The organism is Dyella japonica, from assembly GCF_040545895.1.
Lineage (GTDB): Bacteria > Pseudomonadota > Gammaproteobacteria > Xanthomonadales > Rhodanobacteraceae > Dyella > Dyella japonica_D.
Genome location: NZ_JBEPMU010000001.1, coordinates 634,068 through 657,846, shown reverse-complemented (window position 1 = coordinate 657,846; position 23,779 = coordinate 634,068). Strand labels below are relative to the sequence as shown.

Genomic DNA, 23,779 nt, shown 5'->3' with positions numbered 1-23,779 from the left:
CAGGGAAGGCTGTGGCCTTCACCGCTCCGTCACATATCTCCCCAATCATCGGACGCAGCATGGGCATCGAGATTGAACGCAAATTCCTCCTGGGCGACGACAGCTGGCGTGACGGCGTCACCGAAAGCGAGCGCATCGCCCAGGGCTATCTCGTTAGTGCGCAGGCATTGCATGACGGCACGGCGCGCGCTTCCGTGCGCGTGCGCCGTACGGGTGAGCGCGCCTGGCTCAACATCAAGTCCGCGCAGCTGGGCATCGAGCGTGCCGAGTTCGAATATCCGGTGCCCATAGCGGACGCCGAGCAGATGCTCGCCGATTTGTGCGATGGCGTGGTGGAGAAGATCCGCCATCACGTGATCGTGGATGGCGTGCTGTTCGAGATCGACGAGTTCTTCGGTGAGAACGCCGGGCTCGTGGTGGCCGAGGTGGAACTGCCCACGACCGATGCATCGTTTCCGCGCCCTGCGTGGCTGGGCCGCGAGGTGAGTCATCTGGCGCGCTATTACAACGTCAACCTGATCGCTCACCCGTATGCGCGCTGGACGTCCGATGAGCGTCAGGCGGCTGGAGAATCCACCTCATGCTGATGATCGGCCTGGCCGGCACGGCGCTGGCTGCATCGGAACATGCATGGCTCACGGCGCCGGGTGTGTCCGGTGTCGTGCTGTTCTCGCGCAATTTCAGTTCGCGCGACCAGTTGATGACGCTGATTGACGATATTCGCAACGTCGGTGGCGAGGACATGCTCATCGCCGTCGATCAGGAAGGCGGCCCCGTGCAGCGCTTTCGCGAGGGCTACACGCGCCTGCCGCCGTTGTCCGCCATCGGCGCCGTGTACGACCGCGATCCGGACGATGCCATTCGCCTGGCCGAAGAGCACGCCTGGGTGATGTCGAGCGAGCTGCGCGCCACTGGCGTGGATTTCAGCTTTGCACCGGTAGTGGATCTGGCACGCGGCAACGCCGCCATCGGCCTGCGCGCCTTCCATGCCGATCCTGCCGTCGCTGCCGAACTCGGGCAGGCGTATGTGCGCGGCATGCATCTGGGCGGCATGGCTGCCGTGCTCAAGCATTTTCCGGGTCACGGTTCGGTGGCGGTGGATACGCACAAGGCCACGGCGGTCGACACGCGCACGCTCGACGTGATCCGTCGCGACGATCTGGTGCCCTTCGTGGAGGCGATGGCTGCCCACGCCGAGGCCGTGATGGTGGCGCATGTGATCTACCCCGAAGTCGATGCGGAGCCGGCGGGATTCTCCTCGCGCTGGATCAAGGACATCCTGCGCAGCGAACTCGGTTTCAACGGCGCCGTGATCAGCGACGACATCAGCATGGCGGCCGCCGGCGCAGCCGGTGGCGTGGCTGAACGCGTGAGCGCGCACCTGGATGCCGGTTGCGATCTCGTGCTCGCCTGTTTTCCTGACGTGGTGGATGAGGCCATTGCCGCCGTGCAGGGCCGGGCCGCTTCAGCACCCGAACGCCTCGCCGCATTGCGCGGCGACGTGGCCTCTACCTGGGAAGGCCTCCTCGACAACCCCCAGCGCGATCGTTTCATCGCGCGCATCGCGGCGTTGCACGCCGTGGAAGGACAAGCTTCCGCATGACCACCTCCACTCCTTCGCTGGCCGCCGCACTCGCCGGGGCCGACCTGTTGTTCGATCGTGCGGCGCTGGAGTCGGTGATCGTCGACATGGGGCGCGGCATCGACGCGGCGCTCGATGGCGAGCGCGCGGTGTTCCTCACCGTGATGAATGGTGCGCTGATCTTCGCTGGCCATCTCGCGCTGGCCATCCGCACCGACGTCGAGTTCGACTACGTGCACGCCACGCGTTATCGCGGCGCCACCTCGGGCAGTGAATTGCATTGGCTGCGCGAGCCGGCCGTGGATCTTACCGATCGCACCGTGCTGCTGGTGGACGACATCCTCGACGAAGGCCACACCCTGAAGGCCGTGCGCGATGACTGCCTGCGTCGCGGTGCGCGCAAGGTGCTGGTGGTGAGCCTCTGCACCAAGCAGCACGATCGCCTCGTCGACGGCATCAAGGCCGACTTCAACGGCGTCGAGCTGCCGGATCGCTACGTGTTCGGTTTTGGCATGGATTATCACGAGCAGGGTCGCAACCTGCCGGGCATCTACGCGCTCAAGTAAGACGCGTGCGGGCCACAACGACCACGGAGTAGTGCATGAACATTTTGGGGGTTTCCGGCAGCCTGCGGCAGGCATCGTTCAACACCGCGCTGCTGCATGCGGCGAAAGAGCTTGCACCCGACGGCATGAACATCGCGCTCCATCGGCTGCATGACCTGCCGCTGTTCGACCAGGACGTGGAAGAGCAGGGGGATCCCGCCCCGGTAGCCGAGTTCAAGGATGCCATCGAGCGTGCGGACGGCCTGCTGTTGGCCTGCCCAGAATACAACGGCGGCATCACCGGCGTGCTGAAGAATGCAATCGACTGGGCGTCGCGCGTCGGCAAGACACGCAAGGTGTCGGTGCTCGCCGGCAAGACCATCTGCATCATCGGCGCGAGCCCGGGTGTGACCGGCACGGTGCGGGCGCAGGACCAGCTTCGCCTGATCCTGCGTCGGGCGGGTGCCCGCACCGAGCCGCAGGGCGACGTGCTGGTGTTCCAGGCGCACACCAAGATTGTCGACGGGCGGCTGGCCGACGAACGGACGCGGGAGGCGCTGGGTCGCCATCTCGCGGGATTCGCCGAGCGGCTGGCGGCCACCTCGCAATACCTTTGAACGGAATACAGGAACGCATCGTGAGCATCGATCTGGCTGTCATCGGCGGCAGCGGCTTGTACAACTTCCCCGGGCTCGAGAACGCCTCGCGCCATCGCATCGATACGCCGTTCGGCGCCGCCTCTGGCGATGTGGTCACGGGCGACTTCGCCGGCCGCAAGCTGGCCTTCCTCGCCCGCCATGGCGAGAGCCACACGGTGCCGCCGCATCGGGTGAACTACCGAGCCAATCTCTGGGCGCTGCATTCGCTCGGTGCGCGCAAGGTGATTGGCGTCAATGCGGTGGGTGGCATTCGCGCCGACATGGGGCCGCGCGTGATCGTGGTGCCCGACCAGATCATCGATTACACCCACGGTCGCTACACGAGTTTTTGCGACGTCGAAGGGGCCGAGGTGCGCCACATCGATTTCAGCGAGCCGTACACCGAGTCGCTGCGTCGCGAGCTGATCGTGGCGGCGGGCAAGGCTGACATCGCTGTCATCGATGGCGGTTGCTACGGGGCCACGCAGGGGCCGCGCCTGGAGACCCGCGCGGAGATCGCCCGCATGAAGCGCGATGGCTGCGATCTGGTCGGCATGACCGGTATGCCCGAGGCCGTGCTCGCCCGCGAACTGGACCTGCCTTACGCCTGCCTCGCGCTGGTGGCGAACTTCGCCGCCGGTTGCGGCGACGAGGCGGAGATCAGCATCGAGGAAATCTTCGCCCACCTGGCCGCGGCCACGGCCGAGGTACCCCGTATCCTGGATGTTTTGCTCAAAAGCTGAGCAGCCGGTGGAGTTTTGATCGTGTCAAAGCTTCCACCATATTGCGCTTTGCCATAAAACATGTTGATACTTCCGTTGTGCCAGGGGCGGCGGACCAAGGGGTCAAGGTGGTTCAGCGCTATACCGTGGTGCATCCAGTCCATGATTCAGAGGTTCACGCAATGCGTTTCGGTACGGTCAAGTGGTTCAACGACGCCAAGGGTTTCGGCTTCATCGCGCCTGAGGACGGTGGGGAGGACGTGTTCGTCCACTTTTCGGCGATCAACGCCAAGGGCTTTCGCAGCCTGCAGGAAGGTCAGCGCGTGAAGTTCGAAGTCACCACGGGTCCGAAGGGCGCCCAGGCTTCGGGCGTCGAGATCGCTGGTTGATTTCGGCGAACCGGCGCTTGCGCCGGTCATCGATATAAGGAAGCCCCGCGTCGCAAGGCGCGGGGCTTCTTTTTTGGAGAGCGTAAAAGCATGACGGATCGTAGAGGGTTTCTGAAAGCCTCCGTGCTGGGGGCATCGGCCGTGGCACTGGCCGGTGGCGCGCATGCGCTGGCCGGATCGAACGGCACCAAGAAAGGCAGCGCGGGTCCGCGCGTGATTTCCACCTGGGACTTCGGCGTGGCCGCCAACCAGGCCGCGTGGGGCGTGCTGTCCAAGGGCGGCAATGCGCTGGATGCGGTCGAGGCTGGCGTGATGATTCCCGAGGCGGACCTCAAGAATCACAGCGTGGGCCGGGCCGGCTATCCGGACCGCGACGGCCACGTGTCGCTGGACGCCAGCATCATGGATGCCGACGGCAGTTGCGGTGCGGTGGCCGCGCTCGAGCACATCGCCCATCCCATCCAGGTGGCGCGCCGCGTCATGGAACGCACGCCGCACGTGCTGCTGGTGGGTGATGGCGCCCTGCAGTTCGCGCTGGAGCAGGGCTTCAAGAAGGAAGAGCTGCTGACGCCCGAGTCCGAGGCCGCCTGGAAGGAGTGGCTGAAGACGGCGCACTACCAGCCTTCGGCCAACAGCGAAGTGCGCGACTACGGCAAGACCGGCATGCCCGGCGGCAAGGACAACCACGACACCATCGGCATGCTGGCCATCGATGCCAACGGCCGCCTGGCCGGTGCGTGCACCACCAGCGGCATGGCGTGGAAGATGCGCGGTCGCGTGGGCGATAGTCCCATCATCGGTGCCGGCCTCTATGTCGACGGTGACGTCGGCGCCGCCACCTCCACCGGCGTGGGTGAGGAAGTGATCCGCAACGTCGGCAGCTTCCTGGTAGTGGAGTTGATGCGCCAGGGTCGCTCGCCGCAGGACGCATGCCGCGAGGCGGTGATGCGCATCGTCAAGCGCCGTCCTTCCGCCTCGAAGGATCTGCAGGTGGGTTTCCTGGCCATGAATCGCCATGGCGAAGTGGGCGCGTTCGCGATCCAGTCCGGCTTCTCGTATGCCGTGTGCGATGCCGGCAAGCAGGATGGCCTGGTGCCATCCAAGAGCGTGTACTGATGACAAGACGTCTGCTCGAAGTGGCCGCCAATTCACTGGCCTCCGCGCTGGCCGCGCAGGCGGGCGGGGCGGACCGGGTGGAGTTGTGCACCGGGCTCGAGCTGGGCGGGCTCACGCCATCGGTGGCGCAGATCGCCCAGGTGCGCGAGCGGTTGAGCATTCCGCTTTACGTGCTCATCCGCCCGCGTGCCGGCGACTTTCTCTACAACGATGACGAGCTGGAGCTGATGCAGCACGACATCGAAAGCTGCCTGTCGCTGGGTTGCGACGGCGTGGTGTTCGGCGTGCTCGATGCCGAGGCGCGCGTCGATGTGCCCCGCTGCAAGTTGCTGCTGTCGTCGGCCGGCGGCATGGGCGTGACCTTCCATCGAGCGTTCGACATGGCGCGCGATCTGCCACAGGCCTTGGAAGATGTCGTGGCGCTGGGCGCGGAGCGCGTGCTCACCTCGGGCGGCGCGGTATCCGCCATCGCCGGTGCAGGCACGATTCGCGCGCTGATCGAGCAGGCCGCCGGACGCATCGTCGTCATGCCCGGTGCAGGCGTGCGGGCAGGAAATATCGCCGGGCTTGCGCAGGCGACCGGTGCGGCCGAAATCCACGCATCCGCGAAGGCCAGCCTGCCATCGGGCATGCATTGGGCCAACGCCGCATTGACGGATATGGCCACCGGCGAGATCCGCACCGATGTGGACGAAGTGCACGCGCTCGTCGCAGCACTTCACTCGCGAGCCTGATGCGGCGAGATGGTCATCGCCGTCATGCCAGCAGACATCGCCCACGCTCCGACTTGGACATCAACAACATGATGGGCACATTCCAACCCAGCTGCGCGAGCGTGCCCTTGAGTGATGCAGCGGCATGCGTCTGACACGGCGATGGAACATCGCCGCTAGTCCCGAACAAACGAGTGATGCTTCCATGGGCACGAATTTCATCAGGCCAAAGGACGGTGTTTCCATGCTGCATATTCGTTTGTTCGTCGCTGCGTTTTCCTGCCTGGCTATACCGTTATGGTCGCCTGTACAGGCGGCTGAACCGCCTTCATCACGAGCCTGTGCTCAGACGAGTGCACTGCGGACTATTAAAGATGCGGCGCAGCGTATCGGCTGTATTGGCGCCTCGCGGCAACTTTGGATCGTTGGAGAGATACACGGTACGCGCGAGATTCCGCAGCTGGTGGAGGCGCTGGTCGATCAGGAAGCCGCAACGGGCAAGGTGACGCTCGCGTTGGAAATACCTTCCTTTGAGCAACCCGCGCTGGATACTTACCTCGCGTCGCCAGGTTCGTTGGCGGATGTGCAGCGATGGCTCGCTACGCCGTTCTGGAGTGCCGGAGTGAGGGATGGCCGTAGTAGCCAGGCCATGCTGCAGCTTATCGATCAGGTTAGGCGCTGGCGTGAACGGGGGCGGCGGATCGATATCGTCCTGACGGAGCCCGATTACGATCAGAAGGCCATAGAAAAGGCAGGCGGTCCGTTGGCGCTGAAGGAGCAGGGTATGGCGCAGGCGATTCGACGTGCCCTGACTCAAGATGGACGGGTGGTCGCGTTGATGGGCAACTTCCATGCGCGGTATGGCGATCTCGGGACGATCACCGGCATGAACATCACATCACCTTCGGCCGTCGAGCAGCTGTCCGAATTGTCGCCGCTATTGGTCTGGATGTCGGCAGCGAAAGGGCAGGCCTGGACCTGCCAAGGTGACGATGACTGTCGTGCGCACAAGGCTGGCGAAGGCGACGCCATCTCTCATCCACAACTGGACGTCGCTGTATCGCCGTCTTCCCAGATAGAAATAGTCAAGCTGCGTCTTCCCTCCTTTACGCCATCACTGCCCGCGACGAAGACGAAGTGAGTCGGCGTCAAGCCGTGAACTGCAACCTCGCCAGCTCCGCATAGAGACCGCCTTCGGCGAGCAGGCTTTGATGGGTGCCTTGCGCCACGATGCGGCCGCCGTCCATCACCACGATGCGGTCCGCGCGTTGCACGGTGGCAAGGCGATGGGCGATGACGAGGGTGGTGCGGCCTTTTTCGAGACGTTCCAGCGCCTGCTGGATGGCGGCTTCGGATTGCGCGTCCAGTGCGGAGGTGGCTTCGTCGAGCAACAGCAGCGGCGCGTCGCGCAGGATGGCGCGGGCGATGGCGATGCGTTGGCGTTGTCCGCCGGAAAGGCGCACGCCGCGTTCGCCGAGTTCCTCGTGGTAGCCCTTGCTCATCGCGGTGATGAAATCGTTCGCTTCGGCGGCGCGCGCGGCGTCGCGCACTTCGTCGTCATCAGCATCCTGGCGGCCGAAGCGGATGTTGTCGGCTGCGCTGCCGCCGAAGATCACCGTCTCCTGCGGCACCAGCGCGATGGCGCCGCGCAACTCGGGCAGGGCGAGTGCACGTAAGTCGATGCCGTCGAGCGTGATGCGGCCGGTCTGCGGATCGTAGAAGCGCAGCAGCAGGGCAAACACGGTGCTCTTGCCTGCGCCCGATGGCCCCACCAGCGCCACGGTTTCGCCGGGGCGAATGGCGAGGTTGAAATCGTGGAGCGCCGGTGCGTCCGGCCGCGACGGATAGTGGAACTGCACGTTGTCGAAGCGAAGCGCGCCTTCCATCGGGCGAGGCAGGGCGGTGGGCCGTGCCGGGCTGGTGATCTCAGCGCGTTCTTCGAACAGTTCGCCGATGCGTTCCATGGCACCGGCCGCGCGTAGCACGTCGCCCCAAACTTCGGAGAGTCCCGCGAGCGAGCCGGCAGCGAGAAACGCGTAGATCACGAACTGCGCGAGCACGCCGACGTCGAGCGTGCCGGCTAGCACGTCGCGGGCGCCTGCCCACAACACCAGCGCAATGGCGCCGAAGAACAGCACGATCACTGTGGCGGTGAGTATCGATCGCATGCCGATGCGGCTACGTGCGGTGGCCAGCGCACGCGCGATGGCGCCGCCGTAACGCGCGCTTTCGATGTCTTCGCGCGCATAGGCTTTCACCGCTGGTGCGGCGTTGAGCGTTTCGTTGGCGATGGCGGCGGCGTCGGCAAGACGATCCTGGCTGGCGCGCGAGAGTTTCTGCACGCGACGGCCGAACACGAGGATGGGCAGCATCACGGCGGGAATGACCAGCGCGGTGAGGCCGGCCAGGCGCGGGCTGGTCCATACCATCATGGCGGTGGCGCCCAGCAACATCACGGCGCTGCGTAGTGCCACGGAGATGCCCGAGCCGATCAAGGCCTGGATCACTTCGGTGTCGGTGCCCAGGCGCGAGATGAGTTCGCCCACGCGGCTGCGTTCGAAGAAGCCCACGTCGAGCCGGATCACATGCGCATAAAGCTCGGAGCGCAGCGAAGCCAGCGAGCGTTCGCCCAGCAGCGCGATGCAGTAGTAACGGGCGGCCGTGGCAAACGCCAGCACCAGCGCCACGCCGAACAGGCCGAGGAAAGTGGCGTTGATGGTCGCCAGGCTGGAATGGCCAAAGCCCTGGTCGATCATATGGCGCACCGCCATGGGCAGCACCAGCGTGGCACTCGACGAGATGGCGAGGAACACCAGCCAGCCGACGGCCAGTGCGCGATGCGGCCGCACGAAAGGCCACAGCCGCAGCAGGCTGCCAAGGCGGCGTGAGGGGCGCTTGGTGTCGGCGGTATCGCTCATGGGTTCTCGTCGTCGGCATCCGCGCCGGATCGGCGCATCCTGTTCAAGGTGGGGCGGCTGAGCCCCGATTCAATCCAGGCGGCGCGCGTGGTAGCGGCCGCGGCTGATATCCGTGATGCGCGCCTGCGCCTCTTCTGCACGTAGGGCGGGCAACTGGATATCCAGCTCGACGCCATCGGCGCCGAAGGTTTCGTGCATCACCTCGGCATCGAACTCGCGCAGGCGCGCCTTGAGCAAGGTCAGTTCGGCAAAGTCGCAGTGCACGCCCAGTCGCGCCATGGCGACAATGGGAAGCCGCTCCGCGCGGCGCAGGCATTCCGCGGCCGTGCCGCCATAGGCTCTCACCAATCCGCCTGCGCCGAGCTTGATGCCGCCGTACCAGCGCGTCACCACGACCACCGCGCGATCGATGCCCTGGCCCTCGATGGCTTGCAGGATCGGACGCCCCGCGGTGCCGCCGGGTTCGCCGTCGTCGTTGAAGCGATAGTCCTGGCCGATGCGATAGGCCCAGCAATTGTGCGTAGCCGCCGGGTCGCCCACCCCGCGTACGAAGGCGAGCGCCTGCTCGGCCGTTTGCACGGGTGCGGCCTGCGCGAGGAAGCGGCTCTTCTTGATGTCCTCGCTGTGCTGGCAGGTGCTGGCGAGGGTGTACAGCGTGTCACTCATGATCGGGCAGTTGCGCTCGCAGGTCGTCGGGCAGGGTGACGTCTGGATGCGCCTGCCGGAAGGCGAGCAGCCGTTGCACGGCTTCATCGTGACGCTGCAGCGCGAAGAGCTGGCGGATCTTTGCCAGCTCCTGCGTTGGTGTATCCGAGGATTGGGCTGCGGTGGCGTCCGGCGCAGTCACGGTCGCGGGCGCGGCCATGGTCTTCATGGCCATCGTGGCCCGCTCGCTTTGGTTGCCGGCCATGATGGTCGGCGGTGCAGCGGGCGAGGGGGCGTAAGCCGATGCCGTGCTCTCCGCCACGGGTGCGGGCGGAGCCGGGGCGGGCGGTGGGGCCGGAGCCGCCAAGGTCGCGTCCGACACGCGGTCTTCGCTCAAGCCGGCCATCGGTGCGGCTTCCGTCGCGGCGGTCGGTGGCTGCTGCGCCACCACGGCAGGCGCCACGAGCCTGGGCTTGATGGCGGAGCGAATGTTCTCCTGCTTCCGCATGGTGGACGCTGCCATGCGGGCAGCGGGTGCGGAGGCAACCGGCGCAGTCTCGTGGGTGGCGGCATCGATGGCGCTTTCCGCCGGCGCCGGCTTGGCGGCCTCGTTCGACGGCGCCGCACTCATCACCACATCGCGGGTAGCGGATATCTGCGGCACGCTCGATGGCTGCTGCATCATGCGCCAGCCCAGTCCGCCCGCCACCACGATCACCGCGACGCTCGCCACGGCCACTGGCCAGCGCATCACCTTGCGTTGCTGCTGCGCGCGCACGGCATCGGCCGCCGCGCGCTTGATGGCGGCGTCCAGTGCGGGCGACGGCTCCTTGCGCGGCAGGCTGCGATAGAGCGCCTTGAGCTCGTCGTCGCCGGGCAGTTCGTCTTGGTCGTGGTCGTGCGTATTCATTCGGCCAACTGTTCGCGCAAGCGGTTCATGGCGTAGCGCAGTCGCGATTTGGCGGTTTCGCGTCCCACGCCGGTGACTTCGGCGATCTCCTCCACGCTCAGGTCGTTCTCCAGTCGCAGCAGCACGGCGGTGCGCTGCTCGTCCGGCAATTGCTCGATGGCCAGCTGCAGGCGGCGCCTGCGCTCGAACTCGGACAACACATGTTCGGGCTGCTCGTGCTCCGGCGAGGCCGTGAGCTCGAACACGCGCTCCGCTTCGTCGCCGGTGGCCACCGGCCGTTTGCGGCGGTGGCTGTCGATCAGCAGGTTATGCGCGATCTGCAGTAGCCATGTGGTGAATTTGGCCTGCGGCACATAGCGGGCGCGCGAGGCGATGACGCGGCTCCAGGTGTCCTGGAAAAGCTCTTCGGCCAGCTGTGGATCGCGGGCGGTGCGCAGCAGGAAGCGATACAGCGCACCGCGGTGGCGCGTGTAGAGGACGTCGAACGCCGCCGTCTCGCCTCGTGCATAGGCAAGCATCAGCGTAGCGTCGTCGTCCACGGGGGCATCCATGGGCGGCGAGGTTAAGGCAAACCGGCGTTCCGGGTAAGCAGGCGCGCGTGGGTGGCGCGCCCGTGACGACGTCCGGTTCAGGAAGGGAGGCTGCATACCTGTGTAACGCGCGCCGCGGCAACTCGGGGTTGGCCGTGCGCAGCGTGGCTCACGGGATCACGTCGCCCGGCGCCGGATGCGAGAAATCCTCCGGCTCGCGCTTCTGCGTCAGCCGGAACACGCCCTCGCGCACATGGCGCGGAAGCACCACGTCCAGAATGGTGGTCTGGTGTGGCGCGACGACGAGGAAGAGGTCGTCCTGCGCGGCCGTGGCGGCGATGGCGTGATGCACGAGCCCGGCCAGGTCGTTGGGCTCGATGGTCGCGCTGTAGGGCCGGTGACCGTCCATGGCGGCGCGCAGCGTGCGGCGACTGTTGGCCGGGTCGGCGACGCGAGGTGTACCGGCCAGCAGCGCATGGTTGAGGAAGAAAGTGATCACGTTGCCGTGGTGACTGTTCGCCTGCCGGTCGAGCATGAAGCCCTGCGGCATCCAATCCGGGTTAGGCGGCGTGCCCGCCTTGAGCAGCAGGCGGGCGCCGAACAGCGGTTCATCGCCCTCGTCGGTGAGGCGAACGATCAGCATGCTGCGCGGATCGTGGATGTGCACGCGCGCGGGGAAAGGCCCCACCGATTCCAGCTCCACGCGGTCGGCATCGCGTTGCGCGTTCTCCGCGTCGAAGGCATCGCACAATTGGTGGTAGCCGGCGACGTCGCGCACATGCAGGCAGCGCAGCAGGGCATCCACGGTGGCGGGTGGCGCCGATGCCATCACGCCCTGGTCGTCGCCGGAGTGCGAGGCGCCCGGTATCAGCTTGAACGCCGTGCGCGGTGCATTGACGACATTGAGTGAGAGCGTGTCGCCAATGCTGCCGCTCTCGCGTGCGAGCACGGCATGGCGCGCGTTGAGATTGGCGGCCGCGATGCGCACGACGCCATCGGAACCGTCTTCGCCCGTGTAACTGTTGATGTGGTCGTAGAGCGAGCGATCAGGGCGATCGCCCGTCAGCACGAACAGGAACTGGCCGCGCTCGGCAAGATCGTCGCCATGGATGTGGTCGATGTTGAGCGACAGCGATTCGCCGCTGCCCAGTTCGAGCCAGTCGAGGATGCGTTGGCCCGGTTCCACGCCGCCGGCCCAGGCACGCAGCCTTCCCAGCACGCCCTTGCCGAGCTGGGCCAGCGCGGAGCCGAAATTCGCCGGTGCGAGCATCATCAGATGCGTGAGGCGAATGGTGCTGAAAGCACGCGGACGCTCGCGCTGCGCACGTAGCCATTCGCGCACCACCGGGCCGCCGGTGGAATGGGTGATGCAGGCGAAGCTCGCGTCCTGCAGATGCAGGTCGCGCAGCGCATGATCGAACGCGCGCACCACGTCGGGCATGGTCACCACATCGTCGAAGCTCACGTATTCGGACAGCCAGATGTCGGCCACGTCGAGCGCGATGCCCGCCGCCGCTGCCTGCGCCTGCAGCCGCTGCGGCAGCAGGCCATAGGTCGAGGTATTGGTCACGCTCCAGCCGTGCACGAAAACGAGTGTGGTCATGAACCGGTCCCCGCGGTGTTCCGTTGTCCGCTCGCCACTGTGCTGGCGCGTGCCTGGCAGAGTGCGCTCACTATCGCCTCGCCATGTCCCGAGGCCCTAAGATGCCATGCCTTTCCATGGAGCGGGGAATCCGCATGCTGGCCGTCCTGTTCGTGCTGCTGTTGTTGATCGTGTGGCTGTATCGCCTGCGCTGGCGCAAGACGGCACGCACGTTGCTGATCGTGGGCCTGCTGGTGTTCTTTGGCATTGGCTGCGGAGCGCTGCCGCGCCTGCTTTCCGACGATCTGCAGTCCGGCTACGAAGTGGATCCGGCCATCGCCTGGGCGCCGCGCAATGCCATCGTGGTGCTGGGCGCCGGCACGGCAGTGGTGGAAGGGCACGCGTTGCAGCCGTCCTACTTTGTCAACGGGCGCCTGCTGCGTGCCGCGCAGCTCTACGACGCGTGCAAGGCCGCAGGAAAAGAATGCCGCCTCGTCGTCAGCGGTGGAGATTCGCAAAGCCATGGCGAAGCGGAGGCCACGGTGTACGGTCGCGCGCTGGCAGCGCTTGGCATTCCCGCGGCGGACATGGCCATCGAATCGCGCAGCATGAGCACCTGGCAGAACGCGCAATTCAGCCGTCCCATCCTCGCCGAGTACGCGCCGCAGCACGTGGTGCTGGTGACCTCGGGCATCCATCTGCGCCGCTCGCTGTTGTACTTCGCGCACTTCGGCATCGTGCCGCAGCCGGTGGCGGGCGACTGGGTGAATGCACGCAGGGAAGTGGCGCCCGACACCTGGAATTTCATGCTGATGGATGCATCGCTGCATGAGTACCTGGGCATCCTGCGCTATCGCGTCTACAACATGCTGGGCTGGAACGCGCCGAAGGCACCGCCGCTGGGCGCCTGAGGCGCGCATTTGCCGTTCATTTTCCAGCCAGCTACTGGGCGCGTATCCGCGTAACCTTGCGCGGCTTACCCTCTCCGGTCACCTCATGTCCTCCGAATCTTCTTGCGATCCGCACTCGCGTGCGGCGCTTCCGCTCGCCCCTTCGCTGGACCCGACGCTGGCCGCCGCGCATATGCCGCGCCATTTTCGGCCGCTGGGTCGCCGCGTGCTGTGGATCTCGTTCCTCGCCATGCTGCTGGGTTCGGCCGTGGCGCTGGTGGCGCGGTTGCTCACGGCGTTGATTGGCCTGGTGACCAATCTGGCCTTCTACGGCCGCATCAGCACCGAGTTCAGCAGCCCCGCGGGCAATCATCTCGGTTGGTGGGTGATCGTGGTGCCGGTGATCGGCGGCCTGATCGTCGGCGCGATGGCGCGCTGGGGTTCGCGCGCCATTCGCGGTCACGGCATTCCCGAGGCGATGGAGCAGGTGCTGCTCAATGAGAGCCGGATCCCGCCGCGCATCACCTGGCTCAAGCCGGTGTCGTCGGCCATCGCCATCGGTACGGGCGGTCCGTTCGGTGCGGAAGGACCGATCATTGCGACCGGCGGCGCGCTGGGTTCGCTGATCGGTCAGTTGCTGCGCGTGACCGCCGACGAGCGCAAGACGCTGCTGGCTGCGGGCGCTGCAGCGGGCATGGCGGCGGTGTTCTCCGCGCCGATTTCTTCCGTGCTGCTGGCGATCGAGCTGCTGCTGTTCGAACGCCGCGCGCGTTCGCTGATTCCGGTCGCGCTCGCTGCGGTCATGGGCACGGCGGTGCGCTATCTGCTGGAAGGCAACGCGCCCATGTTTCCGATGCCGGCCATCGCCACGCCAGCACTCGGTGCGGTGGTGGCGTACATCGTCATGGGCATCGCCACCGGCGTGATCAGCGTGGGCATCACCAAGCTCACCTATGCCATCGAGGACGGCTTCGAAAAACTGCCGATCCACTGGATGTGGTGGCCTGCCATCGGCGGCGTGGTGGTGGGCGTGGTGGGTTATGTCATGCCGGCGACGCTGGGCGTGGGCTATACCAATATCGCCACGCTGCTTGCCGGACAGATCGGTTTCGCGGGCATGCTCGCGCTCTGCCTGATGAAGCTGCTGTCGTGGTCGGTGGCCCTGGGCAGTGGCACGTCGGGCGGCACGCTTGCGCCGTTGTTCACCATCGGCAGTGCGATGGGTGGCGTGTTCGGGTTGCTATGCGTGAAGGCGTTGCCGTGGTTGCAGGTGGATCCGCGCGTGGCTGCGCTGGTGTGTATGGCGGCCATCTTTGCCGGTGCGTCGCGCGCCTTCCTCACCTCGGTGGTGTTCGCCTTCGAGACCACGCAGCAACCGCATGGCCTGCTGCCGTTGCTGGGTGCGTGTGCGGCGGCCTATCTGGTGTCGGGCCTGATGATGCGCAACACCATCATGACGGAGAAGATCGTTCGTCGCGGCGTGCGCGTGCCGGCCGAATACACGGCCGACTATCTGGAGCGCATCGCGGTGGGCGACGCCTGCAGTCGGCAGGTGGTGAGCCTGCGCGCTACGGAAACCGTCGGCGACGTACGAGCATGGTTGTCGACGGAGTACGCACCGGCCAAGCATCAGGGTTTTCCGGTGCTCGATGACCAGGGCCGTCTGCTCGGCGTGGTGACGCGTCGCGACCTGCTACGCGCCGGCTTGTCTCCCGATGCGAGCGTGCAGTCACTGCTGCGTCGTCCGCCCATCGTCGTGCGTGAGGATCACACCCTGCGCGAAGCCGCCGATCACATGGTGGAAGCGGACGTGGGCCGCCTGGTGGTGATGGCGCGCGATGGTCGTCGCGTGGTGGGCATCGTCACCCGTGGTGACTTGCTCAAAACGCATGCGCAGCGTCTGCGCGAAGCACGCCAGCCAACGCGGCATCTCGGCGGCAAAACAAAACCGGCCGTGTGAGGGCCGGTTTTGTCGTGTTCAACCGGGCGGCTTGCGCGGCCCGGGCGAGTTCATCAGGCGGCCTTGAGTGACGCCATGTCGATCACGAAGCGATAGCGCACGTCGCTGGTGATCACACGCTCGTAGGCGGCGTTGATGTTCTTGATGTCGATCACTTCGATATCGCTCACGATGTTGTGTTCGGCACAGAAGTCCAGCATTTCTTGCGTTTCGGCGATGCCACCGATGGCCGAGCCCGAGATCGAGCGGCGACCCAGCAGCACCTGCGCGGCGTTCACTGGCGGGTCCAGCGGCTGCAGCTGGCCGACCAGGCAGATCACGCCGTTCACGGCGAGCGTGGTCAGGTACGGGTTGAGATCGTGCGGGTTGGGCACCGTGTCGAGGATGAACTCGAACTGGCGCGACACCGCGGCCATCTGCTTCTCGTCAGTGGACAGCACCACGTGATCGGCGCCCAGGCGACGCGCTTCCGCTTCCTTGCCCGGCGAACGGGTGAACAGGGTGACATCGGCGCCCATCGCCTTGGCGAACTTCAGGCCCATGTGGCCCAGGCCGCCCAGGCCGATCACGGCGATCTTGCTGCCCTTGCCGATGTTCCAGTGGCGCAGCGGCGACCAGGTGGTGATGCCGGCGCACAGCAGCGGCGCGGCTGCCTTCAGGTCGAGCTTGTCGGAGATCGACACCACGAACTTGTCCGACACCACGATGCGCTCGGAGTAGCCGCCGAAGGTGGGCATCTTGTCGTGGCGATCGACGCCGTTATAGGTCCAGGTGGCACCTTCCACGCAATACGGCTCAAGGCCGGCATTGCACGAGGAGCAGTGCTGGCACGAGTCGACCATGCAGCCCACGCCTACGGTGTCGCCCACCTTGAACTTGGTGACCTCGGGACCGACCGAGCTCACGCGGCCCACGATCTCGTGGCCCGGCACCATCGGGTACAGGCTGCCGCCCCACTCGTCGCGCGCCTGGTGGATGTCCGAATGGCAGACGCCGCAATAAAGAATGTCGATCACCACATCGTTGGCGCGCGGGTCGCGTCGTTCGAACTGGTGCGCGGCCAGCGGCGTGGTGGGGGACTGGGCGGCGTAGCCGCGAATGGACATCGTCATGGCATGACTCCTTAGGGGGAGGGAACAGCGAAGCGCCGCAGTATGGGCGTGCCGCGCGGATGCCGGGTAGCCGATTCCTGCGAGATGATTGCCTGATCCTGCAATGTCGCCGGTGGTAGGCTCGCCAACGGGCGGAGGAACGGGCAATCTCGCACGGTAGAATTCGGTCATAAGTCCATGAATGAAAAACTTTCCCCATCCCAGGCTTCGACGCGGCTTGCGCAGGATGGCGAGGAATTGACAGCACGCGTTGAACGATTGGCCTCGTTCCAAGGCTTGCACACCACGGCGTGGCCGGCGCTCACGCTGTTCCGCGCCGACTCGGTGGGCGCGCCGACCTGCGCCATGTATGGCCCCGGCCTCGGGCTCGCCTTGCAGGGCGCCAAGCAGATCCTGCTCGGGCAGCAGTCGTTCCTGCATGAGCCGGCCTCGTACATGGTCAACGCGGTGGACGTGCCGGTGTCCTCGCAGGTCGTGCGGGCATCGAACGAAGCGCCTTGCCTATGCCTCACCTTCCGTCTGGACCTGCAGTGCATCCGCGAGCTGTTGCCCGGCGTGCAGCTGCGGCGTGGCGCGTCGGTGTCGGCCTCGGGGCTGTCGATCAGTCCGCTCGATGGCGGCCTGCTCGATCCGCTGCTGCGGCTGGTGCGCCTGCTCGATGCGCCGCGCGACCTGGAAGTGCTGGGGCCGCTGATCGAACGCGAGCTGTTGTACCGCCTCCTGTCGGGCGAGCAGGGTGCCTTGCTGGCGCAGATCGCCACGTCCGGCAGCCAGGGCCACCAGGTGTCGCGCGCCATCGACTGGTTACGGCAGCACTACGACGAACCGCTGCGCATCGATGATCTCGCCGCGCGCGTGAACATGAGTGCGTCGTCGCTGCATCATCATTTTCGTGCCATCACGGCGATGAGTCCGCTGCAGTACCAGAAGCAGCTGCGGCTGCACGAAGCGCGTCGCCTTCTGCTTGCCGACCAATGCGATGTGGCCACCGCCGCGCATCGCGTGGGCTACGAAAGCCCCTCGCAATTCAGTCGCGAATACAGCCGCGCGTTCGGCGCGCCGCCCTTGCGTGACGTGGCCCGGTTGCGCACATCGGATGCGGGCGCCATCGCCTGAGGACACTTGACGCGCATCGTGCGTGTGCCGAGCATGCGCGGCGCGCAGGCGAAGCCTCGTTACCGTTGCGGCCAGGGAGTGCCATGAATCTCGCGTTGTTCGATTTCGACGGAACCATCACCACGCGGGAAATGTTCCGCCCTTTCATCGAGTTTGCGGTATCGCCGCGCCGTCGCGCACTGGGTGGCGCCGTGCTCGCGCCGATGGTGGCGGGTTACAAGCTTGGCTGGGTGTCACCCAACCTGATGCGAAGCAGCGCCGTCTGCGCCGGTTTTCGTGGTGTATCCGAAGCGCAGGTGTTCGAGCGCGGTGCTGCGTTTGCGCGCGAGGTGCTCCCTGGCGTGCTGCGCGATGAGGCGCTCGAACGCATCGCCTGGCACAAGGCGCAGGGTGATCGGGTCGTGGTGGTATCGGGCGCGCTGGACGTCTATCTGTCGCACTGGTGCCGTACTCACGACCTGGAATTGCTCTGTTCGCGGCTCGAATCCCGCGATGGCGTGCTGACCGGCCGCTATCGCGGCAAGCAATGCGTGAATGCCGAGAAGGCCCGCCGTGTGCGTGCGGTCTACGACCTGTCCGCCTACCCGGTGGTCTATGCATACGGCGATACACCGGAAGACCGCGATCTGCTGCGCGTGGCCCATCGTCGTTACTTTCAGTGGCAAGAAGTGACGTGAGATATCAGGGCGGAAGCCTCCTTCACGCGCTCTCGATGGTTGCAGTCATGAAATGCGCGGAAAGGGCCGTGCATGCGGCAAGGAGGTCATCGTGAAGGCGATATGGATCGGCATGGTCATCGCGGCTCTGCTTCCGCTCATGCCCAACGCGGCCCATGCGGCATCGATGGAAGACAAGGCCTCGCAGGAAGTGCTGGCAGCGATGGAGCGCACGTCCACCTGGGGTCACCCGGACGAATTCTATGAATTCGCCGGCATGAAGTACTACGCCGCCGGCAACTACGCGAAAGCCATGGAGTACTTCCTGCAGGGCGCACGCTATGCCGACAAGCTGTCCCAGCTCAGCATTGGCCTGATGTACCTGCATGGCGAGGGCGTGGCGAAGGATCCGGTAACGGCTTATGCATGGTTTGCGCTCGCCGCGGAACGCCACTATCCGCGTTTCGTCGCCACGCGCGATGAGGTGTGGAAGAGCCTGGACGAGGGGCAGCGCCAGCAGGCGAGCGCATTGCTGGAGCAGCTGTCCGCCGAATACGGCGATACCGTGGCCAAGGTGCGCATGGAGCGCGCATTGCGCGAGGGGCGCAGCAAGATGTCCGGTTCGTTCCTGGGCTTTGGCGAATCGAGCGTCAGCTCGGTCACGCTTGCCCAGTTCGCCGCAGGCATTCCCGTTCTTGCGGGAAAGACCGGTGCGTTTCCACCGTGTGGCGCACGTTCGATCGATGGCGGCCCGATCACCGGCTGCGGCGGCCTTTTCGTGGCGTGGCGTTGGGATCCCAAAGAGTACTTCCGGATTCGCGACGCGGTGTGGACCGGCACCGTGACGGTGGGCGATCTGGAAAAGGCGCAGGGCTCCGCGCACTGAGTCCACACGGTTTCAAGCACGCCTGTCGCGTGGGCGAGGCGAGCGGTGCGTTCGTCGTGCGAATGATGCAGGCTGGCCAAGTCGCCTCTGCCCCAAAGGTCATTCTTGCAGCCGGCCTTGCAGGCGGGTGACAGTAGGGCGTTCGTCCCACGTAACCACAGGTTTGCCAGGAGGGCGCATGCAGACGTCGAGTCGGCGGGTGGTGTTCGTGAAGGCTGTGGTGGTGACCGCGGTGTTGTTCGCCGCGTTGTCGGTGCGCGACCTGGCCTTGATGGTGGGCGTGAAGATTCCCGGCCTGCCCATGTCGTCGTACGCGGGATCGAGCATGGACAACCTGCTGGCTGTCGTGTTCGCGCTGCTTGCCCTGCTTTGCCTCAGGTCGCGCGACGAGCGCACATCCGTGCCGCGGCTGCTCGGGCTGGGTGCGCCGGGATGGAAAGCGCCAGTATGCGTGCTCGTGGCCACGCTGCCGTTCTGGGTGGGCTGCGCGGTGACGGGCAAGCTGCAGACGACCATCGACTGGCGGGACATCCTTTTCACCGCATTACTCTTCCCGTTGGCCGAGGAGCTGGTGTTTCGCGGCTTCGGTTTCATCTTCACCCGTCGCGCGCTGGGTTGGCGCATGGCGCCGGCGGTACTCGTGCAGGCGCTGGTATTCGGCTGGGTGCACTGGGTGGGCATGAAGGACAGCGAGCTGGCGATGCAGGTGTTCGCCATCACCTTCCTGGGCGGCATCGTGTTCGCCGTGCTCGATGCGATGAACGGCTATACGTTGTGGTGCGGCCTGGTGTTCCATGTCTCGCTCAATGCGGCGTGGGATGTGTTCGACGTGGCGCCTTCGGCAGCCACCGGCTGGCTGGGCAATGGATTGCGCGTGCTGAGCGCCGCGCTGGCGATCGGGCTGGTGTGGTTGGTGAGCCGCCGATCCCGTGGCGTTTCCATGCAAGGATGGGACGATGGTGCCGTGCCGGCTCGCACGTCGCGGTCGGGCAGATGAGATTTTCAACGCCGTTCCGGGGAGAGGCCGACCATGACTACGCTCAAGCGCGACGCACGCATCGCCGGACTGATCTATCTGGCGCTGACCCTGGTGGCGCCGTTCCGTCTCATCTACATTCCCGGCGCGCTGTTCGTCCACGGTGATGCGGCAGCCACGGCGCACAACATCGCCACGCACGAGTTGATGTTCCGGCTGGGCATCTTCGGCGACCTGGTGACGGGCGTGGTCAGCCTGTTCCTCACCTTCACGCTGTATCACTTCTTCAAGGACGTGGACAAGAAGCTCGCCGCGCTGATGTTCGTGCTTGGCTTCATGGACACGCCGCTGTACTTCTTCAACACGCTCAACGACGTGGCGGCCCTGCTGCTGGTGAACGGTGCCGATTTCCTGGGAGCGTTCGACCAGGCGCAACGCGAAGGGCTGATGGCGTTGTTCCTGCGCATGCATGGCCAGGCGATCTCGTGCGCGGAGATGTTCTGGGGACTGTGGCTGATTCCGCTGGCGCTGCTCATCATCAAGTCGCGCTTCGTGCCGCGCCTGCTGGGGTATTGGTTGATCCTCAATGGGCTGGCCTATCTCGCGCTGTGCGTGTCGGGCGTGGTGTTTCCCGCCTACGAGGACACCGTCAGCCAGATCGCTTTCCCGCTGCAGCTGGGCGAAGTGGCCTTCGTGCTGTGGATGGTGATCATGGGCGCGAAGCCCCGCGCTGACGGCTTCGCCATGCCCGCGCAGGGGTAGGCGGCTTTTCCTTCGAATCCCGTCGCAAAGTCTTGACCCTGTCTTACGGCACTGGTCACGCGGGTGCCCGTTGCCCCATCAATGGAGTTTTCGCCCGCGCGTGCTGCCGGGCGATTCCCGTGGGTCTTTGCGTGAGAGTACCGATGAATCCTGATCTGCCTATTCGAGGTCGTTTCGCCCGCATGGGGCGTGGAGCTGCGTGGTGTGCGGCCGTATTTGCGCTGGGTGTGGCCCTGTCGCCGTGGGCTGCCATGGCGGCCGAAGGCAAGGATGCCAAGCCGGCGGCCGAAGCGGCCGACAAGAAATCCGATGGCGACCTGCCGCCGCTGCCTGCCGACAAGACCATCAAGCAGAGCGTGCGCGTGGGCGGCCGTACCGTGTCGTACGAGGCGACGGTCGGCACCATCACCGTACGCAACGACAAGGGCAAGAAGATTGCCGACGTGGTGTACACCTCGTACATGGTGCCGGGCAACGATCCGCATCGCCCGGTGACCTTCGCGTTCAACGGCGGCCCGGGTGCGTCGTCGGTGTATCTCAACATGGGCGCCATCGGCCCCAAGCGCATCCAGTTCGGCGTGGATGGCGATGCGCCGTCGGATGCGGCGGTGACCAAGGACAACCCCAACACCTGGCTCGACATGAGCGACCTGGTGTTCATCGATCCGGTCGGCACCGGCTTCTCGCGTTCGCTGGAAGACGACGAGCAGACCAAGAAGGATTTCTACTCCACCGAGGCGGACATCAAGTACCTCTCGCGCGTGGTGTACGACTGGCTGGTCAAGCATGGCCGCCTGCGCGCGCCGAAGTACGTGATGGGCGAAAGCTACGGCGGCTACCGCGCGCCGCGCATCGGCTATGAGCTGCAGACGCGCATGGGCGTGGGCGTGAATGGCCTGGTGATGGTGTCGCCGTATCTCGACCCGGCCGCCATCGGCGATGGCGATGCGCTGTCGCCGCTGCCGTGGATGATCAACCTGCCGTCGATGACGGCTGCGCACCTGGAAAACCAGGGCAAGCTCACGCCGGCCGCGATGGCCGACGTCGAGACCTATGTGCGCACGCAGTTCGTCACCGACTTCCTCGCGGGCCGTTCGGACCCGGGCGCCATCGGTCGCATGGTGCAGAAGGTGTCGGCGTATACGGGTCTCGATCCGGCCGTGGTGTCGCGTCTTGATGGCCGCGTGGACATCGGCACCTACCTGCGCGAAATCCATCGCAACGAGAAGAAGATCGGCAGCGTCTACGACTCCAATGTCACCGCGTTCGATCCGTTCCCGGGTTCGGCTGATCGCCAGTCGGGCGATCCTATCCTCGAGGCGCTGCTCGCTCCCACCACCAGTGCGATGGTGGATTTCGTGACGCGCGAAGTGGGCTGGAAGACGGACGCGCATTACGAAGCCCTGTCGTACGCCGTGAACAAGGCGTGGGATCGCGGCAACGCCGACGACAAGCCGGTGGCCGACCTGCGCAAGGCGATCGGCAACGATCCGAACATGAAGGTGCTGATCGTGCACGGCTACAACGACTTGTCGTGCCCGTTCTTCACCTCGCGCCTGATCATCGACCAGATGCCGACGTTCGGTCAGCAGCAGCGCGTGAAGCTCGCGGTGTATCCGGGTGGCCACATGTTCTACAGCCGCTCGGGTAGTGCCGAGTCGTTCAAGGCGGATGCGGCTGCGCTGTATAACAGCAGCAAGTAAGCAGCGTTTGTCGCTGAAAGAAAGGCTGCGCCCTGCGAGGGGTGCAGCCTTTTTTGCTTCTGCAAATCATCGACGATGCCCTGGCTCGTCATTCCGGCGCAGGCCGGAATCCAGCAGCGTCGGTGCAGGGTTCTCGGCGTTCGCAGGAGCGTTCGGCCTGTGGCGATAACCCCGCGCGCCCGCCACTGGATTCCGGCCTGCGCCGGAATGACGGCCAAGGGCGAACCTGCACGCAGGATTCGAAAAGCCCTAGAGATCCACATCCTCCGGCGAACGCACGATGAAACCGCGTTCCTTCAGCTTGGCGAGATATCCGTCGGACGACAGCAACTGGTCCAGCGACAGCACGGCAACCGTGCTGCGATTGCGGACGAGTGCGGCTTCGGCGGCATCCATCCAGGCCTTCTCGATGCGCTGGGGCAGGTCGGGGATATTGAGCTGCTTCTCGAAATCGCCATTGATGGCCGAGACGATGCACGGTTCGTAGCTTCGCTGCGGCATCAGGCTCTGCAGCGTCGCCATGTCGCCGGTTGCCCAGGCATTGGCGCGCTGGGTGAGCTTGGGCATGTCCTGTTCGACCAGGTGCATGGTTTCGTCGAGGCAGGCGATGCCTTTCTGCTGGTCCTGGTCGATGGTTGTACTGGGTGGTGCACGCGTGACGAGCAGTTCGTAGCGCACGCCGATGATGCGATTGCCGTGCCGGCGCGCCAGCTTCTCCACCATGTCGGCGACATCGATGTCGTTGGTCAGGTCATCGGCCGCCAGCGCCTTTTCGTAGAGCTGCTGGGCCACGATCATGGGGCGCATGAATTCGAGCGCGTCGTCGTCACGCAGGTACTGGTGGCGCAGCGCCAGCCAGCGCGTGTACGTCTCCGGCGGCAGCAGGCTTTGCAGGGTGGCGCCACCTGGATTGAGCTTGGCGGACGGTTGCAGGGCGAGGCGGGAAAACAGGCTGGGCGGCATCCTGAGGCGTGCCGATGGTGCTTCGAGCAGCTCGCTGGAACGGCTCAGCGCCCGCTCGAGTTTCGTCCATTGCCATTCGGCATGCTTGGGCAAGGGCGACAAGGTGCCGACGATCCACAGCACATGGGTGCCGCGGCGCACTTCCCATAGCGCGGGGCCCGGTTGTTCGCCGCGAACGGTGACGGTTTGAAGTTCGACGGCATTGGCCGGTGGCAATGGTGCAGGGGCCGTGCTGGCGGGTGCGGGCGTGTTCTGTGCCCATGCGCTGGTGGCCAGCAGCAGCGTGCCGAGGCATAAGACGGTCTTGGCGTGCATCCGGCAAGCTCCTTGAAAGGACGCGACGGCTAAAGCCCGCCGAGGCGGGCTCCCTGGGGGAATGATAGCCGTGGTTGCGACGCCAGACGCGGTGTGTGACGACGGCCATGCCGGATCCGGCGTGGCCGTTCGCTTCCACCTCCGGACGGG

General features: G+C 65.7%; 24 protein-coding genes. 17 read left to right on the top strand and 7 right to left on the bottom strand.

Annotated features, from left to right (window positions below; translation table 11 throughout):
- Positions 1–59: 59 nt before the first annotated feature.
- The 9 genes from ABIC75_RS02765 to ABIC75_RS02725 all read left to right on the top strand — a co-directional run bounded on the left by ABIC75_RS02765 (position 60) and on the right by ABIC75_RS02725 (position 6,846).
- Entirely contained in the window at positions 60–587 is a 528-nt protein-coding gene (locus tag ABIC75_RS02765; protein ID WP_354012335.1) for a CYTH domain-containing protein, read from the top strand.
- Positions 581–1,603: a beta-N-acetylhexosaminidase gene (gene nagZ / locus ABIC75_RS02760; RefSeq protein ID WP_354012334.1), complete on the top strand. Its 1,023-nt coding sequence runs from the start codon at positions 581–583 to the stop codon at positions 1,601–1,603. Before ABIC75_RS02765 ends, nagZ begins: the two co-directional genes overlap by 7 nt.
- A complete protein-coding gene (locus ABIC75_RS02755; protein WP_354012333.1) occupies positions 1,600–2,148 on the top strand; it encodes a hypoxanthine-guanine phosphoribosyltransferase in 549 nt (182 codons plus the stop codon). Before nagZ ends, ABIC75_RS02755 begins: the two co-directional genes overlap by 4 nt.
- A gap of 35 nt (positions 2,149–2,183) precedes the next feature.
- Positions 2,184–2,744, top strand: coding sequence for an NADPH-dependent FMN reductase (locus ABIC75_RS02750; protein ID WP_354012332.1), 561 nt, complete (start codon positions 2,184–2,186; stop codon positions 2,742–2,744).
- 20 nt (positions 2,745–2,764) lie between these two features.
- Positions 2,765–3,508 carry an S-methyl-5'-thioinosine phosphorylase gene (locus tag ABIC75_RS02745; RefSeq protein WP_354012331.1) on the top strand — a complete coding sequence of 248 codons (744 nt, stop codon included), beginning with the start codon at positions 2,765–2,767 and terminating at the stop codon, positions 3,506–3,508.
- Between the two features lie 161 nt (positions 3,509–3,669).
- Positions 3,670–3,876, top strand: coding sequence for a cold-shock protein (locus ABIC75_RS02740; protein WP_019465945.1), 207 nt, complete (start codon positions 3,670–3,672; stop codon positions 3,874–3,876).
- A 90-nt stretch (positions 3,877–3,966) separates the two neighbouring features.
- Entirely contained in the window at positions 3,967–4,992 is a 1,026-nt protein-coding gene (locus tag ABIC75_RS02735; RefSeq protein ID WP_354012330.1) for a N(4)-(beta-N-acetylglucosaminyl)-L-asparaginase, read from the top strand.
- The gene (locus ABIC75_RS02730) at positions 4,992–5,726 is read left to right on the top strand and encodes a copper homeostasis protein CutC (RefSeq protein WP_354012329.1); all 735 of its coding nucleotides are present in this window, start codon (positions 4,992–4,994) and stop codon (positions 5,724–5,726) included. The genes ABIC75_RS02735 and ABIC75_RS02730 overlap by 1 nt, the downstream gene beginning before the upstream one ends.
- A gap of 184 nt (positions 5,727–5,910) precedes the next feature.
- Positions 5,911–6,846, top strand: a complete 936-nt coding sequence (locus ABIC75_RS02725) for a hypothetical protein (protein WP_354012328.1) — start codon at positions 5,911–5,913, stop codon at positions 6,844–6,846.
- Between the two features lie 7 nt (positions 6,847–6,853).
- On the opposite strand, the gene ABIC75_RS02720 is transcribed toward ABIC75_RS02725, so the two are convergent.
- The 5 genes from ABIC75_RS02720 to ABIC75_RS02700 form a co-directional block, all read right to left on the bottom strand.
- The gene (locus ABIC75_RS02720; protein ID WP_354012327.1) at positions 6,854–8,623 is read right to left on the bottom strand and encodes an ABC transporter transmembrane domain-containing protein; all 1,770 of its coding nucleotides are present in this window, start codon (positions 8,621–8,623) and stop codon (positions 6,854–6,856) included.
- Between the two features lie 69 nt (positions 8,624–8,692).
- Positions 8,693–9,289 carry an IMPACT family protein gene (locus tag ABIC75_RS02715; RefSeq protein WP_354012326.1) on the bottom strand — a complete coding sequence of 199 codons (597 nt, stop codon included), beginning with the start codon at positions 9,287–9,289 and terminating at the stop codon, positions 8,693–8,695.
- Complete coding sequence (locus tag ABIC75_RS02710; RefSeq protein ID WP_354012325.1) at positions 9,282–10,178, bottom strand: hypothetical protein; 897 nt, start codon at positions 10,176–10,178, stop codon at positions 9,282–9,284. The genes ABIC75_RS02715 and ABIC75_RS02710 overlap by 8 nt, the downstream gene beginning before the upstream one ends.
- Entirely contained in the window at positions 10,175–10,729 is a 555-nt protein-coding gene (locus ABIC75_RS02705; protein WP_354012324.1) for an RNA polymerase sigma factor, read from the bottom strand. The genes ABIC75_RS02710 and ABIC75_RS02705 overlap by 4 nt, the downstream gene beginning before the upstream one ends.
- Before the next feature lie 148 nt (positions 10,730–10,877).
- Positions 10,878–12,311, bottom strand: coding sequence for a phospholipase (locus tag ABIC75_RS02700; RefSeq protein WP_354012323.1), 1,434 nt, complete (start codon positions 12,309–12,311; stop codon positions 10,878–10,880).
- 134 nt (positions 12,312–12,445) lie between these two features.
- Between ABIC75_RS02700 and ABIC75_RS02695 the strand changes: the two genes are divergently transcribed.
- Positions 12,446–13,201 (top strand): YdcF family protein, encoded by a 756-nt coding sequence (locus ABIC75_RS02695; RefSeq protein WP_354012322.1) that lies wholly within the window; start codon positions 12,446–12,448, stop codon positions 13,199–13,201.
- A 172-nt stretch (positions 13,202–13,373) separates the two neighbouring features.
- Entirely contained in the window at positions 13,374–15,140 is a 1,767-nt protein-coding gene (locus ABIC75_RS02690; protein ID WP_354013054.1) for a chloride channel protein, read from the top strand.
- A 53-nt stretch (positions 15,141–15,193) separates the two neighbouring features.
- Here the strand turns inward: ABIC75_RS02690 and ABIC75_RS02685 are convergent, their stop codons facing one another.
- Positions 15,194–16,252, bottom strand: a complete 1,059-nt coding sequence (locus tag ABIC75_RS02685; protein ID WP_436407866.1) for an NAD(P)-dependent alcohol dehydrogenase — start codon at positions 16,250–16,252, stop codon at positions 15,194–15,196.
- A 237-nt stretch (positions 16,253–16,489) separates the two neighbouring features.
- Here ABIC75_RS02685 and ABIC75_RS02680 point away from each other — a divergent pair, with 237 nt between their 5' ends.
- The 6 genes from ABIC75_RS02680 (at position 16,490) to ABIC75_RS02655 (ending at position 22,351) form a co-directional block, all read left to right on the top strand.
- Positions 16,490–17,368, top strand: a complete 879-nt coding sequence (locus tag ABIC75_RS02680; protein WP_354012321.1) for an AraC family transcriptional regulator — start codon at positions 16,490–16,492, stop codon at positions 17,366–17,368.
- An 83-nt stretch (positions 17,369–17,451) separates the two neighbouring features.
- Positions 17,452–18,045: an HAD family hydrolase gene (locus ABIC75_RS02675; RefSeq protein ID WP_354012320.1), complete on the top strand. Its 594-nt coding sequence runs from the start codon at positions 17,452–17,454 to the stop codon at positions 18,043–18,045.
- 91 nt (positions 18,046–18,136) lie between these two features.
- Positions 18,137–18,910: a tetratricopeptide repeat protein gene (locus ABIC75_RS02670; RefSeq protein ID WP_354012319.1), complete on the top strand. Its 774-nt coding sequence runs from the start codon at positions 18,137–18,139 to the stop codon at positions 18,908–18,910.
- Between the two features lie 178 nt (positions 18,911–19,088).
- Complete coding sequence (locus ABIC75_RS02665) at positions 19,089–19,907, top strand: CPBP family intramembrane glutamic endopeptidase (protein ID WP_354012318.1); 819 nt, start codon at positions 19,089–19,091, stop codon at positions 19,905–19,907.
- A 33-nt stretch (positions 19,908–19,940) separates the two neighbouring features.
- Positions 19,941–20,648, top strand: a complete 708-nt coding sequence (locus tag ABIC75_RS02660; protein ID WP_354012317.1) for a DUF4386 domain-containing protein — start codon at positions 19,941–19,943, stop codon at positions 20,646–20,648.
- Positions 20,649–20,830: 182 nt separating this feature from the next.
- Positions 20,831–22,351, top strand: a complete 1,521-nt coding sequence (locus ABIC75_RS02655; RefSeq protein ID WP_354013052.1) for a S10 family peptidase — start codon at positions 20,831–20,833, stop codon at positions 22,349–22,351.
- 249 nt (positions 22,352–22,600) lie between these two features.
- Here the strand turns inward: ABIC75_RS02655 and ABIC75_RS02650 are convergent, their stop codons facing one another.
- On the bottom strand, positions 22,601–23,629 hold the full coding sequence (locus ABIC75_RS02650; protein WP_354012316.1) for a TraB/GumN family protein: 1,029 nt from the start codon (positions 23,627–23,629) through the stop codon (positions 22,601–22,603).
- Between the last annotated feature and the right edge of the window lie 150 nt (positions 23,630–23,779).

What these genes read in the sequence shown, in the direction of transcription:
- ABIC75_RS02765 (WP_354012335.1), top strand. Translation starts at nt 60, where the DNA reads ATGGGCATCGAGATTGAACGCAAATTCCTCCTGGGCGACGACAGCTGG.
- nagZ (WP_354012334.1), top strand. Translation starts at nt 581, where the DNA reads ATGCTGATGATCGGCCTGGCCGGCACGGCGCTGGCTGCATCGGAACAT.
- ABIC75_RS02755 (WP_354012333.1), top strand. Translation starts at nt 1,600, where the DNA reads ATGACCACCTCCACTCCTTCGCTGGCCGCCGCACTCGCCGGGGCCGAC.
- ABIC75_RS02750 (WP_354012332.1), top strand. Translation starts at nt 2,184, where the DNA reads ATGAACATTTTGGGGGTTTCCGGCAGCCTGCGGCAGGCATCGTTCAAC.
- ABIC75_RS02740 (WP_019465945.1), top strand. Translation starts at nt 3,670, where the DNA reads ATGCGTTTCGGTACGGTCAAGTGGTTCAACGACGCCAAGGGTTTCGGC.
- ABIC75_RS02735 (WP_354012330.1), top strand. Translation starts at nt 3,967, where the DNA reads ATGACGGATCGTAGAGGGTTTCTGAAAGCCTCCGTGCTGGGGGCATCG.
- ABIC75_RS02730 (WP_354012329.1), top strand. Translation starts at nt 4,992, where the DNA reads ATGACAAGACGTCTGCTCGAAGTGGCCGCCAATTCACTGGCCTCCGCG.
- ABIC75_RS02725 (WP_354012328.1), top strand. Translation starts at nt 5,911, where the DNA reads ATGGGCACGAATTTCATCAGGCCAAAGGACGGTGTTTCCATGCTGCAT.
- ABIC75_RS02720 (WP_354012327.1), bottom strand. Translation starts at nt 8,623, where the DNA reads ATGAGCGATACCGCCGACACCAAGCGCCCCTCACGCCGCCTTGGCAGC.
- ABIC75_RS02715 (WP_354012326.1), bottom strand. Translation starts at nt 9,289, where the DNA reads ATGAGTGACACGCTGTACACCCTCGCCAGCACCTGCCAGCACAGCGAG.
- ABIC75_RS02710 (WP_354012325.1), bottom strand. Translation starts at nt 10,178, where the DNA reads ATGAATACGCACGACCACGACCAAGACGAACTGCCCGGCGACGACGAG.
- ABIC75_RS02705 (WP_354012324.1), bottom strand. Translation starts at nt 10,729, where the DNA reads ATGGATGCCCCCGTGGACGACGACGCTACGCTGATGCTTGCCTATGCA.
- ABIC75_RS02700 (WP_354012323.1), bottom strand. Translation starts at nt 12,311, where the DNA reads ATGACCACACTCGTTTTCGTGCACGGCTGGAGCGTGACCAATACCTCG.
- ABIC75_RS02695 (WP_354012322.1), top strand. Translation starts at nt 12,446, where the DNA reads ATGCTGGCCGTCCTGTTCGTGCTGCTGTTGTTGATCGTGTGGCTGTAT.
- ABIC75_RS02690 (WP_354013054.1), top strand. Translation starts at nt 13,374, where the DNA reads ATGCCGCGCCATTTTCGGCCGCTGGGTCGCCGCGTGCTGTGGATCTCG.
- ABIC75_RS02685 (WP_436407866.1), bottom strand. Translation starts at nt 16,252, where the DNA reads ATGACGATGTCCATTCGCGGCTACGCCGCCCAGTCCCCCACCACGCCG.
- ABIC75_RS02675 (WP_354012320.1), top strand. Translation starts at nt 17,452, where the DNA reads ATGAATCTCGCGTTGTTCGATTTCGACGGAACCATCACCACGCGGGAA.
- ABIC75_RS02665 (WP_354012318.1), top strand. Translation starts at nt 19,089, where the DNA reads ATGCAGACGTCGAGTCGGCGGGTGGTGTTCGTGAAGGCTGTGGTGGTG.
- ABIC75_RS02660 (WP_354012317.1), top strand. Translation starts at nt 19,941, where the DNA reads ATGACTACGCTCAAGCGCGACGCACGCATCGCCGGACTGATCTATCTG.
- ABIC75_RS02655 (WP_354013052.1), top strand. Translation starts at nt 20,831, where the DNA reads ATGGGGCGTGGAGCTGCGTGGTGTGCGGCCGTATTTGCGCTGGGTGTG.
- ABIC75_RS02650 (WP_354012316.1), bottom strand. Translation starts at nt 23,629, where the DNA reads ATGCACGCCAAGACCGTCTTATGCCTCGGCACGCTGCTGCTGGCCACC.